Origin of the sequence: Fulvivirga maritima (assembly GCF_021389955.1) — a bacterium.
GTDB lineage: Bacteria > Bacteroidota > Bacteroidia > Cytophagales > Cyclobacteriaceae > Fulvivirga > Fulvivirga maritima.
This window is the reverse complement of record NZ_CP089980.1, coordinates 5,112,001-5,126,753: the sequence shown is the minus strand read 5'-3', so window position 1 is coordinate 5,126,753 and position 14,753 is coordinate 5,112,001. Positions and strand designations below refer to the sequence as shown.

General features: G+C 39.4%; 12 protein-coding genes. 7 read left to right on the top strand and 5 right to left on the bottom strand.

From position 1 onward, the window contains the following. Positions 1–11: 11 nt before the first annotated feature. Positions 12–1,769 carry an alpha/beta fold hydrolase gene (locus tag LVD15_RS21590; protein WP_233777270.1) on the bottom strand — a complete coding sequence of 586 codons (1,758 nt, stop codon included), beginning with the start codon at positions 1,767–1,769 and terminating at the stop codon, positions 12–14. 314 nt (positions 1,770–2,083) lie between these two features. On the opposite strand from LVD15_RS21590, the gene LVD15_RS21585 reads away from it, so the two are divergent. Together LVD15_RS21585 and LVD15_RS21580 are read left to right on the top strand one after the other, a co-directional pair. Continuing rightward, a complete protein-coding gene (locus tag LVD15_RS21585) occupies positions 2,084–4,615 on the top strand; it encodes a tetratricopeptide repeat protein (protein WP_233777269.1) in 2,532 nt (843 codons plus the stop codon). Then, positions 4,587–5,357 (top strand): LytR/AlgR family response regulator transcription factor, encoded by a 771-nt coding sequence (locus LVD15_RS21580; protein ID WP_233777268.1) that lies wholly within the window; start codon positions 4,587–4,589, stop codon positions 5,355–5,357. The genes LVD15_RS21585 and LVD15_RS21580 overlap by 29 nt, the downstream gene beginning before the upstream one ends. Here the strand turns inward: LVD15_RS21580 and LVD15_RS21575 are convergent. Both LVD15_RS21575 and katG read right to left on the bottom strand, forming a co-directional pair. Beyond that, positions 5,330–5,542, bottom strand: coding sequence for a hypothetical protein (locus LVD15_RS21575; RefSeq protein ID WP_233777267.1), 213 nt, complete (start codon positions 5,540–5,542; stop codon positions 5,330–5,332). The two genes, LVD15_RS21580 and LVD15_RS21575, sit on opposite strands and share 28 nt — an antisense overlap. Before the next feature lie 233 nt (positions 5,543–5,775). Beyond that, positions 5,776–8,028, bottom strand: coding sequence for a catalase/peroxidase HPI (katG, locus tag LVD15_RS21570; RefSeq protein WP_305038974.1), 2,253 nt, complete (start codon positions 8,026–8,028; stop codon positions 5,776–5,778). A gap of 219 nt (positions 8,029–8,247) precedes the next feature. Here katG and LVD15_RS21565 point away from each other — a divergent pair, with 219 nt between their 5' ends. The 5 genes from LVD15_RS21565 (at position 8,248) to LVD15_RS21545 (ending at position 13,261) form a co-directional block, all read left to right on the top strand. Then, positions 8,248–9,402, top strand: coding sequence for a glycosyltransferase family 4 protein (locus tag LVD15_RS21565; protein ID WP_233777266.1), 1,155 nt, complete (start codon positions 8,248–8,250; stop codon positions 9,400–9,402). Between the two features lie 248 nt (positions 9,403–9,650). Then, positions 9,651–10,700 carry a hypothetical protein gene (locus LVD15_RS21560; protein ID WP_233777265.1) on the top strand — a complete coding sequence of 350 codons (1,050 nt, stop codon included), beginning with the start codon at positions 9,651–9,653 and terminating at the stop codon, positions 10,698–10,700. Between the two features lie 14 nt (positions 10,701–10,714). Next, entirely contained in the window at positions 10,715–11,821 is a 1,107-nt protein-coding gene (locus tag LVD15_RS21555) for a glycosyltransferase family 4 protein (RefSeq protein WP_233777264.1), read from the top strand. Continuing rightward, positions 11,787–12,449: a hypothetical protein gene (locus tag LVD15_RS21550; protein WP_233777263.1), complete on the top strand. Its 663-nt coding sequence runs from the start codon at positions 11,787–11,789 to the stop codon at positions 12,447–12,449. The genes LVD15_RS21555 and LVD15_RS21550 overlap by 35 nt, the downstream gene beginning before the upstream one ends. Beyond that, a complete protein-coding gene (locus LVD15_RS21545; protein ID WP_233777262.1) occupies positions 12,446–13,261 on the top strand; it encodes a hypothetical protein in 816 nt (271 codons plus the stop codon). The genes LVD15_RS21550 and LVD15_RS21545 overlap by 4 nt, the downstream gene beginning before the upstream one ends. 55 nt (positions 13,262–13,316) lie before the next feature. On the opposite strand, the gene LVD15_RS21540 is transcribed toward LVD15_RS21545, so the two are convergent. Together LVD15_RS21540 and LVD15_RS21535 are read right to left on the bottom strand one after the other, a co-directional pair. Then, the gene (locus LVD15_RS21540; RefSeq protein WP_233777261.1) at positions 13,317–14,003 is read right to left on the bottom strand and encodes a type 1 glutamine amidotransferase domain-containing protein; all 687 of its coding nucleotides are present in this window, start codon (positions 14,001–14,003) and stop codon (positions 13,317–13,319) included. Between the two features lie 100 nt (positions 14,004–14,103). Next, complete coding sequence (locus tag LVD15_RS21535; protein ID WP_233777260.1) at positions 14,104–14,691, bottom strand: Crp/Fnr family transcriptional regulator; 588 nt, start codon at positions 14,689–14,691, stop codon at positions 14,104–14,106. Positions 14,692–14,753: the final 62 nt, after the last annotated feature.

Genomic DNA, 14,753 nt, shown 5'->3' with positions numbered 1-14,753 from the left:
GCCTTAATTTACTAAAAAGCTACTTCAGAGGTGTCCTGTAACTCTGATGGGCACATGCCAAATTCCTTTTTAAAGCATTTAGAAAAATACGATGGATTCGAAAATCCTGTTTTATAAGCTATCTCAGCAATATTATCTTCATGGAGCATCATTAGCTCTTTAGCTCTATGTAGCCTTACTGAAGATATGAGCTGATTGGGAGATTTATTAGTGATGGCTTTGAGCTTACGCTGAAGTTGTCTTTCGCTAATGCCTACTTCTCTACATAGCATCTCTACACCAAACTGCTCATTGCTCAGGTGGGTATCAATAGTCTCCAGAACATCCTCTAGCAGAGATTCATTTTGTGCATTTACCTGAGTTTGCTTTTGAACTTGTGAGTTTCTTATTCCAGGCTGATCAGTAATCATGTACAATGAGAGCTGATCTTGAAGATCATTTCTATGTATGGTTTTGTAAGGCGCGAAGTGCAAACCGGCTCCTGACAGCAAAAATTTCACGGCCTGAGTAATTAAAATTTGATTAGGTAGAGCCTGTTGCAATACAAGCTCTATAAAAGACTGAGTTTTTCCACTTAAAAATAACGCTTCATTTACAGCGGCCTCTTTAATATGAATGCCAATAGCCAATTTAACACCAATACCTCTCATTGCTTCCATTATGGCCAGACTGCAGTGGGTGCCTTTACTTGGTCCATCGAAAGTAGCCACAAAGGCCTCTTCACCAAAATCAATAATATTCCCTCTGTATCGACTCACTATCTGACTAATAGCACTTTCCATCTGAGTTTTTAGATCTGGCGGACAACTATAGTGAGCAGCTACTATGGTAAATAGGCGCTCTTCGTAGTTAAGGCCTGTATTAAGTTCACCCATAAAGGTGTACATTTCTCTAAGGATTTCGCGGGTATTTCCTGCCCAGAACAGATGATCATTACCTTCAAACTCTACCAGCTTCGCCCCTTTTATTCTATTAGCTATAAACCGGCCCTCTTCTATTTTTACATCTATATCATGTGTTCTTTGCATGAGTAAAGTAGGTACCTTGATAGAATCCAGAATATCAATAATATCGACATCAGTATTCATTTTAGTGAGCACCATAGCTGCACTTGGACTGGCTCCTGACCTAAAATAGTTAGCCAACCATTCCATGAAGGCCATATCATTAGCCCTTGACGGTGCCAGGGAATCTAAATACATACCACCGCTTCCCCAGCTGGTTTCAATCATGTCATATACTTTTTGACGCTCTTCATCAGTGGGTGCCCACGGATATTCAGGTGCATATCTTCGCTTAGCAAACACGCCAAAGGTGATCAGTGCCAGGGTTCTTTGAGGATAGGTAGCTGCAAAGAGTGCGGAGACAGAACCACCCTCGGAATGTCCAAATAAAACGGCCTTTTCTGATCCTATGGCATCCATAACCGCTCGTATGTCATCCATTCGTTCTTCCAAAGTAGAGAGCTCTACTACCCTGTCTGATAAGCCGGTGCCTCGCTTGTCAAACAATACTACTCTATACATTTTGCCGAGTTCGGTAAGGAAATTAACCAACTCCGGACAAGCCCACATCCAATCAATGTTAGATACCCACCCGGGAATATATACCAGATCAACCGAACCTGTACCAAATACCTGGTAGGCAATGTTTATTCTGCCACTTTTGGTGTATTGTGTAGCCGGCTTTCTGCTAGAACCAAACTCTGAATAGGTATGATTATAAGATTGGGCTTCTGAGGTATTAGAATCAAAAAATGAGCTAAGCATAAAACAGATTTAGTTGGTATTAAAAAGTCTTGAATGTAGATGGAGAGGTAGGAAATGGCAATGAATAAATAGCTCAAGGTGTAATATTCAAGGTTGGAAGAGATTATTTACAACTGAAAGTTTAGCTAAATTAATTAACTCAAGTAAAGTTTATTATCTTTTGTTTAATTATACATCAAAATATCTCTATTTTAAGTTTGTTTTCAGCTGTATGGAAATAGGTTAGAATGGCTAGGGAATATTAGTAACCTTGTCTATTTTTGAAGCATATATAATTTAGGGCATTATTTCATATCCATTTTTAAACAATTCAAGTGCGTGATTTACTTATTTTCATTCTACTTTCTTACACTTTACCCCTTCATGCTCAGTCTGTAACAGATTCTCTAGATCTTGTATTACAGCAAGATACCCTCTCCTCAACACAACGCATAAAAACACTCAATCGGCTTTCTGAAGAAACGCTTGGCTCAGATAGTCTCACCTTCCTATCAGCCAATGAAAGAGCTATTTTATTATCTGACACCTATGAGTACACTGAAGGACTGGTTGATGCTCAAATACTAAAAGCCACCTACCTACAGAAAAAAGGTCGATATGAAGAAGCGCTGGAATTATGTAGCCGTGCTATAAATACAGCGAAAACACACCAATACATGAAAGGACTAATTAGTTCTTTATCAAAAAACGGAGAGGTTTTAAACAAAGTGGGCAGTTTTAAAGAAGCATTAGCATCACTAAGGCAAGCATATATTTTGGCCGATGCCCTAGATGACTTTAAAGCCCTCGCCTCCATTTCTAACATAACAGGTATTAGCTACTACCGGTTAGGACAATTAGATTCGGCCATTATATATTACCAAGCGGCTCTAACCAGTCAAAATAAGCTAAGCGACTCTCTGGACATAGCCGGAGCTCAAATCAACTTAGGCGGTGCATATTATAAAAAAGGCGATTTTAAGAATGCTCTTTCACAGTTTAAGTCAGCCACGGATATAGCCTCCAGTCTTAATAACAACACATATTATGCTGCTGCTATAAATAATCGTGGACTCATATACTGGCGACTAGGCAACTATGATAAAGCCACTGCCGACTTTGAAGAGTCCCTGGCTTTGGCCGAAGCTAATGACAATAAACCCACCATGGCTTTCTGCCTGGCTAATCTGGGAATTATAGCTCAGGAACGAGCCAATTACCCCGCCTCGCTAGAGTTCTATCTAAAAGCCGTACAGATGAGAAAAGAAATGCAAGATTCAGCCGGCTTGGCCACCAGCTATTATAATCTTGGCCTATTATTTAAAGAATGGAAAGATGACTCCATGGCTTTCAGTTATTATGATAAGTCGCTCCAACTTAGAAAGACCATTGGAGATTTAGATGGCCAGGCCTCTGTGTATAATTCTTTAGGAGAGTTTTTCTATGATAATAAGCAATATAAAAAGTCACAAAATGCCTTTAAAAAAGCACTGGTTTTAAACCAAAAAATTGGCAATAAAACCAAGGCTATAGAAACCTATCTAAGAACGGGAAAACTCTACCTGATTACTGATAAAATGGATTCAGCCTTCTACTTTCTTCAGAAAAGCCTCTCGTTATCTCAAGAGGTAGGTCTACAATCATTAGGTGCTGAAGCTAATTTTGCCATAGGCGAATATTATCAAAAATCAAATAACTATATAAAGGCTCTTAATTACCTGAAAAAGAGTTTACACTTTGCTCAACAGGAACACCTTAAGGAACTAGAAAGCAAATGCCATAAGTTGCTGTCTGAAGTGTATATGCAAAAGGGAGATTATAAAAATGCCTATGCTTCGCTTCAAAACCATGTAATTCTTAAAGACAGCATCTTTAGTGATGAAATAATAAGAAAAACCAGTCGTATAGAGGCCAGTTACGCCTTTCAAAGAGAAAAGGATTCGTTGAATTTTGAAAGACAGCGTGAACAAATGGCCTATGAATCAGAAATACAACAAGAGAAAGATCGAAGACAGTGGCTGTTTCTGGTTATTTTCATTATAGTGGTCTTGGCCGGCATTCTGGCCTACTTACTATTAGATAAGTTTAAGAAAAATGAAGTATTGCTTAAGCAGAAAGAAGATCTGGATAAGGCACTTTCCATCAATAACCGCTTCTTTTCAATAGTATCTCATGATTTAAGAGGCTTTGTATTAGATTTCATAAGTATTAGTGGAATTTTGCTTCATTATACCAAAACCAAAAAAATGGATCAGATATTAGACTTGGGAAGTAATATGAAGCGCTCTTCGCAAAATATGCTTCATCTGCTTGATAACCTACTGCATTGGTCGCTCACTAAAGAATATAAATTTCCCCTCAAAAAAAACCGAGTAGCTCTTAACGATATACTCACAGAGACCGTAGAGTTATTCAAGACCTCAGCTGAAAACAAAAGCATTAGCATCAAATTTCAGACAGAACCTGATCTATATATACGTGGTGATGAAAATGGGCTAAAGACCGCTTTTAGAAATATAGTGAACAATGCCCTTAAGTTTAGCGAACCAGGTAAAGCCATCAATGTGAAAGCTTGTACTACTAATAATAAGGTGATTATTGAAATAGCCGATCAAGGTGTAGGCATGAGCATAGAAAAACTGGATGAGTTACGTGAACTTAAAGCTACTCCTATCGCGGGTACCAGAAATGAAAAAGGCGTTGGGCTTGGTATGCGTCTGATTGTGGAGTTTGTACAAAGAAATGAGGGCGAACTACATATTGGCAGCCACCTCGGAGTGGGAACCACTATTTCATTATCTTTTAACCAATTAATAATTAACCGACCAGCAAAGAAACATGAACACACTGAAAGTATCGATTATTGAAGACAACTTTGAAGAGCTGGAGCACTTAAAATCGTTACTCAATAAGTGTACCCTGGTTAATTTTGAGGTTAAAAATGAAATTAACAGCCTTAAAGGTGCTGTTGAATACTTTAATAGTGAACCTGATATAGACCTGGCTTTCCTTGATATTCAGCTTCCTGATGGCACCAGCTTTGACCTTTTCAAACAGTTTGATCTTTCAACACCTGTCATTTTCACCTCTTCATATGATCATTATGTATTGCAGGCAATTAAAGTCAATGGCCTCGATTATTTAGTGAAGCCTGTTATAGAAAAGGAGCTGGACGGAGCCATTCAAAACTTTCTTAAGCTAAGACAAAAAAGTAAGAAATATGAACTAGACGAAATCAGAGCCATAGTAAGTTCTTTTGTACCAAAAGCTTACAAATCGAGCTTTCTGGTGAATTATAAAAGCAAAATGCTGCTAATAGATGTAAATGAAGTCGCCTATTGCTATGTGAAAGAGAAAGGCACCTTTCTGGTAACGCATAGTGATCAGGAGTATTTGGTAGATTACTATTTAGACCAACTGGAAGAAGAATTGGATCCCAGTCAATTTTACCGTGTAAACAGACAGTTTTTAATGTCGAGATCGGCCATTAAAGAAATAGAAAATTACTTCAATGGCCGTTTATTCATATCAGTAGCTCCTGCGGTGGAAGAAGCTATCACTGTTAGCAAAAAGAAGGTATCTCATTTCAAAAAATGGGCTGACTCATAATCAAAGTGACGGCTTGGCTTTTCTGCTTCTTCTTTTTCAAGGTGCGGAGAGGCTGAGTGAGTATGAATCACCTGAGGCAGCCCGCTATTATCTGCACCTTCCAGGTAAGTGGGCAATGCTCCAATACCCAAAATCAACAAGATAATGATCACTTTAATGATATTATCCAAATAAACATTTTTCATTATTGCAATAGGAGTTAGTTTTTGATCATGCAAAATTAATAGGCTCATCTTCAGAGCACTACTCCTATCCCGCCAATGAATATCACAATACCGACAACCTTAATGGTTTACACAAATTGAAAAAGTATTTTAAAAAGAAAAGACACCCCGTTAGAGTGCCTTTTCAAATCTATTAAAAGGATTCTTTACTTATTAAGAATCATCTCTTCTTAGGTCAAGCCAGAAACAGTTTCTTATTTCAGGTCAAACCTATCTGCGTTCATTACTTTATGCCATGCTTTAACAAAATCTTTAACAAACTTCTCTTGAGAGTCTGCACAAGCATATGCTTCAGCTACTGCTCTTAATTCAGAATTAGATCCGAATATAAGATCAACCCGACTACCAGTCCACTTCACTTCACCAGTTACTCTATCTTTACCTTCAAACTCTAATTCGGCATCAGATGTCTTAGCCCAGGTATTTTTCATGTTGAGCAAATTCACAAAAAAGTCATTGGTAAGTTGCCCCGGCTTATCAGTAAAAATGCCTCTCTTAGAACCATCATAATTGGCTCCAAGAGCTCTCATACCTCCTACTAATACTGTCATTTGTGGTGCAGTAAGGCCTAACAACTGAGCCTTATCTACCAACATTTCTTCTGCTGAAGTAGATATATGATCCTGATTCCTGAAATAGTTTCTAAAACCATCAGCGTTAGGCTCCAATATGGCGAATGCTTCCTCATCAGTTTGTTCCTGCGTGGCATCTGTTCTTCCTGGTGAGAAAGGCACTTTCACCTCATAGCCAGAATCTTTAGCAGCCTTTTCTACCGCAGCAGCACCACCAAGTACTATTAAGTCAGCCATAGACACCTTCTTGCCGCCAGATTGAGCCGCATTAAACTCCTTTTGAATAGCTTCATATTTCTGCAATACTTTAGCTAGCTGCTGAGGGTTGTTCACTTCCCAGTCTTTCATAGGAGCTAGTCTGATGCGAGCACCATTGGCACCGCCTCGTTTATCTGAATTTCGGAAGGTAAAGGCTGAAGCCCAGGCCGTAGTTACCAGCTCCGAAACAGTAAGACCAGAATCCAATATTTTAGATTTCAGGCTAGCAATATCATTATCATCAATCAGCGGGTGATCCACTGCAGGAACAGGGTCTTGCCATAGCAGTTCTTCTTCTGGCACCTCAGGACCAAGATATCTGGATAGCGGTCCCATGTCTCTGTGCGTAAGCTTAAACCATGCTCTGGCAAATGCATCAGCAAATTCCTTAGGGTTTTCATAATAATGCCTTGATATTTTCTCGTAAGCCGGATCTTCCTTCAGTGCCAAATCAGTAGTAAGCATAAAAGGTGCATGCTTCACACTCGGATCATGAGCATCAGGAACAGTGCCAGCCCCTGCCCCATTTTTAGGCTTCCATTGGTGCGCTCCTGCAGGGCTTTTACTCAATTCCCACTCAAAGCCGAATAGATTCTCGAAGAAGTTATTACTCCATTGTGTAGGTGTAGTAGTCCAGGCACCTTCCAGGCCACTGGTAATAGTGGAGCCTGCATTACCGGTACCGAAAGAGTTCTTCCAGCCCAAGCCTTGCTCTTCTATGCTGGCTCCTGCGGGCTCCAGGCCTACATATTCACCGGGATCAGCCGCACCATGTGTTTTACCAAAAGTATGGCCACCTGCTATCAAGGCTACCGTTTCTTCATCATTCATGGCCATACGCCCAAAAGTCTCACGGATATGATCCGCTGCAGCTACAGGATCAGGATTACCATTTGGGCCTTCAGGGTTAACATAAATAAGCCCCATATGTGAAGCTGCTAATGGATTTTCAAGGCTACCATCTTCGTACCTTTTCTCATTACCCATCCATTCGGTTTCTGCACCCCAGTAAATATCATCTTCAGGCTCCCAGACATCTTCTCTACCACCAGCAAAGCCAAAAGTAGGTAACCCCATAGACTCAAGAGCGCAGTTACCTGCTAAAATCATAAGGTCAGCCCAAGAGATTTTGTTTCCATATTTTTGTTTAATAGGCCACAAGAGTAAGCGAGCTTTATCCAAGTTAGCATTATCAGGCCAACTATTTAAGGGTGCAAACCGCTGACTACCTGAAGAGGCACCACCACGACCATCTGCAATTCTATAGGTTCCGGCACTATGCCAAGCCATACGAATGAAAAAAGGCCCATAATGACCATAATCAGCCGGCCACCATTCTTGTGAATCAGTCATCAGCTGAAATAAGTCTTCTTTCACTGCCTTGAGGTCAAGGCTTTTAAAAGCTTCAGCATAATCAAAATCCTCATCCATAGGATTAGATAGATGAGAATTCTGATGCAAAATTTGTAAGTTAAGCTGGTTAGGCCACCAATCGCGATTTTTAGTGCCGGTACCTGCAGTGTAATGCAGCGATCCATTCATAAACGGACACCGACTGGTTTCATTAGTATCCCATACAGGACTATCAGAACCATTTTTGTTTTCGTAGCTATCCATAAGTGTAGTATTAGATTTAGAAATATTTATGATTGAACTTCAGTTTAAATGATATCATGAAATTACTCATTTATCTACCTGGAAGCCAGTATTATTGATTTAAAAAACCTATGGTCATATAGAGTAAAATTATATGGTTATCACTAACCCCAACTTCATACGTAGGCTACTTAAGGCATTGCTTTAACCTTCTGATTTTTATTTTACTTTTGCACTATTGTGAAAACAGGAAGTAATGCCATATTCGCCACCTTCGATCCTTATCCATCTTATAAGGGTTCGGCCATTCATATTGAAAAAGTTACTGAGCTTATGGCCTCTAAGTTTCCAAAAACTTTAGTGGTAAGCCTGAAAAAGCACACTGATAAACCTCTGGCGCCAGGCTTGCAGCACCTGGAATTTGAAATGGAGGAATCGAATTATTTGAAGAGAGCTCAAGCTTATTCTGCATGGCTTGATGATATCCTGGAAAAAGAACATCAACTGGAAGTAGGTCATTTCAGAGATGTTTGGAGTGGCATCCCTATTTTGAAAAGACCACATATTACCAGCATTTTCGAAGTGAACGGTCTGCCCAGTATAGAGCTACCAAGCAGATATCCTTACATTGGCGAAAGCACTATAGAAAAGATCAAAGTCCTGGAAGATGAATGTCTTCATAAATGTCAACTGATTATTTGTCCTTCAGAGACTATTAAAAAGCATTTGATTAAAAGGAAGGTGTTGGCCGAAAAAATCCATGTGGTTTCTAATGGAGCGGACATCCCGGCACCTCTGAATAAGCCGGTTGGTTTACCTGATGAATACCTGGTGTACTTCGGTGCTTTACAGCCCTGGCAAGGTGTAGATGTGCTACTCAAAGCCATGCAATATTTGCAGGACAAACCTGAGTTAAAACTAGTAATCTGTTCATCTCACAAGCCCAAATTTGCGAGGCCGTTTATTAAGTTGGCAGAAAAGCTATCCGTAAATGATCAGATTCTATGGAAGTATCAATTGCATAAAGATGAACTGCATGAAGTAATACAGCATGCTATGTGCACAGTGGCTCCTCTTACCGAATGTAGTCGTAACTTGGAGCAAGGTTGCTCCCCGCTGAAGATCTTTGAAAGTATGGCCTGCAAAACACCGATAGTAGCAAGTGACCTGCCAGTGGTAAGAGAAATACTTGCTGCAGATAAGGAAGCTAAGTTATGCCGCCCCGGTAGACCAGCCGATCTGGCCCGGTGCATAAGGCTGCTGGCGGATTATCCTGACTTAAGAAATGAGCTAAGTAAAAATGCTTTCGCTAAAATTATTAGCAATTACACTTGGGATCATATAAACAGCACCCTGTCAGCAATTTACGACAACATTTTTAAATTGGTTTTTTAATTTATAAAGCACGTAAAGACTTTTGATTTCCAGAAAAATTGAATTGATTTCTAATATCCAACCTAGTGTCTCATGACTTCTTATTAAGAATTTTTAGACAAGCCTAAAACAAGACATGACGCTTTGTCATGGTTTTTACACTAAGCCAGCTCAATAATTTAAACCATTGATTACTAAGCTTTCCTCTAAAAATCATCTCGTTAAAATGAATATTTTTTAAATTGGCAGCTCAAAGAAATGATTGAAAAGTGACTGACTCGAAATACCAGGAAAAATACAAAAACCTATCTCCCGCACAGCAGGCATTTGTAAATGAAAAGAAAGTGAGTACCACTATGAAAATAGAGAAATGGCTTTCACTTTTAACCAAAATATCGAAGTTTGATAAACGGAATGATGCTATCATAAAGAAGCTCTTAAATTTTTGCATTGCTTTTTATGTACTTACGTTCCTTTCCATATTCACGCTTGCTTTTTTAGGAGGTTCCGCAGCCTACCTGATATTCAGTTTTGCTGCAGTAGCCACCGCCCTACTGCTATACAGAAACAAGCTCAAGAAGAATGATATGAATAACTACTTGCGGCTGTTCTTCATTCCTGTACTGCATGTATTGAAATCTAAAGCTGGTGGAGAAGCTAAATTGTCTGCCAATCTTGATTTTAGAGATCCCAGAAAAGCGCTAAAACCAGTAACCGGAAAAGTAAGAGGTAGAAACATGAAAATGTATTCTCCAAAGTATATTCTAGGCAAACTAAGTATGCTAGATGGCGCCGCGTTAGAGTTTGTTATAGCTGATGACATAAAAGACTTCCGCTGGACTAAAAGATCTGCCAGTGGCAAAACTAAAATTAAGCGTAAGACCAAGTGCATTCACTATTGCTTCATAAAATTAACGCTCCCAAAATCTGAATACCGGTTAAAGCAAGGGACCAATCCAGCCATTACTATAACTGAACATAATGGCGATTATTTAGCTAAATCAAAGATTAAAATCAAAAAAGTAGGCCAAGATCAGGTGCTCGATGTAAAAGTATTTATGGAGACTATGCAGGCTATTTACAACCAGTTTGAGCCACTTAACCCCGCACCTTATCAAGAGCCCAAGCAGGAGCCTGCTCAACCACAGACCGGAGCCACCGCACCAAGAGAGGACTACGATGATGATTTTGCCATGATGGCCATTCCATATATGTGGTATGACAGCCGGTTTGATAACTACGACTATGATAGTTTTGACTATGCTGACTCTGGCGATTATGCCATGGATGATGACTCTGTAACCGCCTTCGATAGCTAAAAAACACACATTTAATGAATAGCAGATGCCTCTGGCTCACAGATAACTACCCCCCACAACGTGGTGGCATGGCTCAGTCTTGCGATAGAATTATCAATGGATTAAGGCAAGCAGGTGTAGAAATAGACATTATCCACTTTACCAGCAAAGAAGGAAAGGCCAAAAAGCAGCAGCAACAAAATGGTAGCTACACCTCCATCCCCTTCTCTAACAGCGAAGCCCATGTGCTGAATGTAGCATGGAATCACATCAAAACATTGCCTCCATTTGACTTTATTGTGTGCTTTGGAGGCTACATCTCCATGACGGGCGCGCCCATTTACAGCCAATGGCTTAATACTCGCTTAGTTACTTTAATCCGTGGAAATGACCTGGATGCAGGCATATTCACCCCACGCAAGAGAGGAATTTTGGAAGATGCCTTACGCCAATCTCAGCTTGTATGCACCGTCAGTAGTGATAAAGCTGATAAAATTACTAAATGGCTCAACCATGCTAATGCACAGTTCGTAGCCAATGGAATAGATTTAAATGAATGGCAACCTACCCATAGCGAAAAGCAGTTTGCTATGGAGTGGAGGAAGACCAATCTTCCCGAAAAGAAGACCGTTTTGGGAATATTTGGTCAACTAAAAGCGAAAAAAGGCCTTGATTTTTTTCTGGAATCAATAAAAAGAACCAGTTGGAGCACCAATGCTCATCTACTTCTTATCGGAGAAACCGAAGAGCATCTGGAAAATTTGCTGGATAGCACAGATCTGACTTATTCGATACTGCCTTTTCATGACCGATATGAATTAATGAAATATTACCTTTGCTGCAACGCTATAGTAATACCGTCTTTTTACGATGGAATGCCTAATGTATTACTTGAAGCCGGAGCCTTAGCAATCCCAGTAATTGGGGCCAGAGTAGATGGAATGGCTGATGTGATTACCAATAACGAAGATGGCCTACTCTTCGAACCTGGAAATGAAGACGACTGCAAAAGAACCTTATACCAGTTTTTCAGAATGCCTGAAGACCAACAAAAAGCGTTGGGTGAAAACCTAAAAAGAACCATAGAAACAAAATACACAGTAGATCATGAAATTGATAATTATAAGAAACTTCTGCTTTAGCGTGATTGCCATGCTACTTATTATTGGCTGCGAAAGCTCCAATAAGTCTGAGGAAAAAGATCAATCAGAAACAACTATCTCCTCTACTCCTATCAATGTTGATACTCCAGAGAGTCAATCTCAAGAATACTACATCAATAGCAAGGAAAACATCTCTTTGGCCACGATCAATATTCAAGATTCTGACATAACACTCCATATAGGAGACCAAACTTTATTCGGAGAGCTTAAGAGAAGCGATAAGAGGAAGTATTATGATCAAGCCGACCAACACCACTACTCAGTGAAATACAAGAGCTCAGAAGGCTTTAAATTGAGAAACAGTGATGAGGAACTCTTATGGAAGGTTAAGATCAAAGATAGCAAGATCAGCATTGCCAATAATGAAGAAATGAATGAAGCCTTTGATATCAGACTTTATGATGACGAGCGTATAAAAGTTAAAAAAGGCGAAGAAGAATTAAATGCCATTCGTTTTGATCGTAATGATGAGTTTTTAAAAGTGGATAATCAATACTTTTTACGAAACTTTAAGCATTCCATGGCATCTGGTGTACTTATGATTTCCGGAATGTCTGAAACTGAGAAATTCATCATTTGCGCTGAAATTCTTAAGCTAAACAAATGATTGCCTTTTATGGCTTTGGAGGTGGCTTCGGTCACCTCACCAGGATAAGCAGATTCATTCAGTCGCAGCAGATTAATGAACCCTACTTAGTACTAACCAGTAACACTGCCGCGACACAGCTTTTCCCAAGAGAAAATATAAAATGGCCACCCTCAGACTTATTATTTACTAAGTCACAAATAAAGCAATGGATTAGCTCCATTATTGAGAAAGAAAATATCACCGATTTTTACATTGACACCTTCCCTTCAGGACTATTTGGAGAGCTTACCCAGGATCTGTTTAATGACATTAATTTGAACCTGCTATGCAGAAGATTGAAGTGGAATGTTTATGAAAAATTAATACAAGAGCCTCTGCATTATTCCACCTGCTTCGTCTTTGAAGAATTAGAAAAGGAGCATCAAAAATACTTACTCGCACACTCAGGTAACATGAAGAAATCAAAACCTTCACTTGAGTTAAACAATCGCAATATACTATATAACAGAAAGTTATGCAATAAATATTGGCTAGTAGTCCATTCCTCAAACCAAGAAGAGGTTCAAGTATTGATTGATCACGCTAAAGATATGGCAATGCTAGAAGGTGCAACTCCAGAGATTCTTGTCGTCACCGATCAACCCATAGAGGACGAGACCACAACCCTACTTCAGCATGAAAACCCAGCAGATTACTATCACCATGCTGAACGGATTTTTACAGCCGCCGGATTCAACACCTGGTATGAATTAGCACCTTACAGGAGCAAGCACACAGCCATTCCATTTCCCCGGAAATTTGATGATCAATTTTGGAGATCCAGGCAATAAAAAAAGCAACTAGCTTCCGCCAGTTGCTTTCCCCTTTTAACTTTCAATTATTACCTTAGTTAAGTCTGTTCCAAAGCAGCTCTGCCACCTTCTCAGAAGAAGCGGGATTTTGACCAGTAATCAACAAGCCATCTTCGACAGCATATGGCGCCCAATCTTCAGCTTTAGAATAAATACCTCCGTTTGCTTTAAGCATATCTTCAACCAGGAAAGGAACCACATCAGTAAGTTGCACTCCTTCTTCCTCACCATTAGTGAATCCCGTAACCTTACTACCTTCTACCAATGGAGTAAGATCTGGTTTTTTTACCAACCTAAATACTCCTGGTGCATGGCAAACAGCAGCAATTGGCTTCTCGTGATTATAAAAAGATTCAATCAGATTGATAGAATGTAAATCTTTAGATAAATCCCAAAGCGGACCATGCCCTCCCGGATAAAATACAGCATCATAGTCAGCTGCATCTACCTCAGATAATTTAAGCGTTTTAGCAAGCAGTTCCTGCGTTTCTATATCCTGATTAAAACGCTCTGTATCTAGCGTCTGAAATTCAGCAGAAGCACTTTTAGGATCAATTGGCGGTTGACCTCCCTTCGGAGACGCCAAAACAATATCAACTCCCCTATCTTTTAAATAATAAAAAGGTGCTGCAAATTCCTCAATCCAAAAACCTGTTTTCTCTCCAGTATCTCCCAGCTGATCATGACTAGTTAATACAAATAATATTTTTATCGTTCTCATCTTTTTACTCTTTAAGTCAACACTATCATTCTTTAAACAAGAATTACCGACACAAAACTAAAGCAAGCTGGTTTATTAAAAATTGATCTATGATAAGAAACTACTTGTTGGCCATTATTTCTTTACGAATTCTACTTAAGCTCTCTGTGGTGATACCTAGATAAGAAGCAATATGATAGTTTTTAACACTCTGCTCTATTTCCGGATAAGTGCTGATAAAATTCTTATACCTCTCTTTGGCTGAAAGCGCCAGATTCCACAAGATACGTTTCTGAAAACTAGCAAAAGCTCGTTCCAACTTCCTCCTAATAAACCCTTCTAACTGGGGAATCTCAGCATACAACTGATCCATGGAGACTTTAGTGATCTCAAATACTTCTGCATCTTGCACACACTCTATATTTAAAGTGGCTATTTCCTCACTAAAGAAAGCGGTATAGTCACTAATCCACCAGTCATTAATAGCGAATTGCAAAGTATGCTCCTTGCCTGCATCATCTACAAAGTAAGTTCTAAGACAGCCTTCAGAAATAAAGTATTGACTCTCCACCTTTTCACCAAAACGTAAGAGATGTTCCCCTTTAACCAACTGCCTTTTTTGAAACCTGGCCAGGATGAAATTCTCTTCATGCTCAGAAAAGGTGACACCCTTAAACGTCTTTAGAACTACAGCATTTTCATCATACATACACTGAACACAAAGTAAAATCAAAATATATTAAACTGAGAATATTAACGCATTTCAACAGC

Excerpts from the sequence above, each read along its gene's own strand:
- LVD15_RS21545 (WP_233777262.1), top strand. The coding sequence starts at position 12,446 with ATGATTGCCTTTTATGGCTTTGGAGGTGGCTTCGGTCACCTCACCAGG.
- LVD15_RS21535 (WP_233777260.1), bottom strand. The coding sequence starts at position 14,691 with ATGTATGATGAAAATGCTGTAGTTCTAAAGACGTTTAAGGGTGTCACC.
- LVD15_RS21540 (WP_233777261.1), bottom strand. The coding sequence starts at position 14,003 with ATGAGAACGATAAAAATATTATTTGTATTAACTAGTCATGATCAGCTG.
- LVD15_RS21555 (WP_233777264.1), top strand. The coding sequence starts at position 10,715 with ATGAATAGCAGATGCCTCTGGCTCACAGATAACTACCCCCCACAACGT.
- LVD15_RS21580 (WP_233777268.1), top strand. The coding sequence starts at position 4,587 with ATGAACACACTGAAAGTATCGATTATTGAAGACAACTTTGAAGAGCTG.
- LVD15_RS21590 (WP_233777270.1), bottom strand. The coding sequence starts at position 1,769 with ATGCTTAGCTCATTTTTTGATTCTAATACCTCAGAAGCCCAATCTTAT.
- LVD15_RS21550 (WP_233777263.1), top strand. The coding sequence starts at position 11,787 with ATGAAATTGATAATTATAAGAAACTTCTGCTTTAGCGTGATTGCCATG.
- katG (WP_305038974.1), bottom strand. The coding sequence starts at position 8,028 with ATGGATAGCTACGAAAACAAAAATGGTTCTGATAGTCCTGTATGGGAT.
- LVD15_RS21575 (WP_233777267.1), bottom strand. The coding sequence starts at position 5,542 with ATGAAAAATGTTTATTTGGATAATATCATTAAAGTGATCATTATCTTG.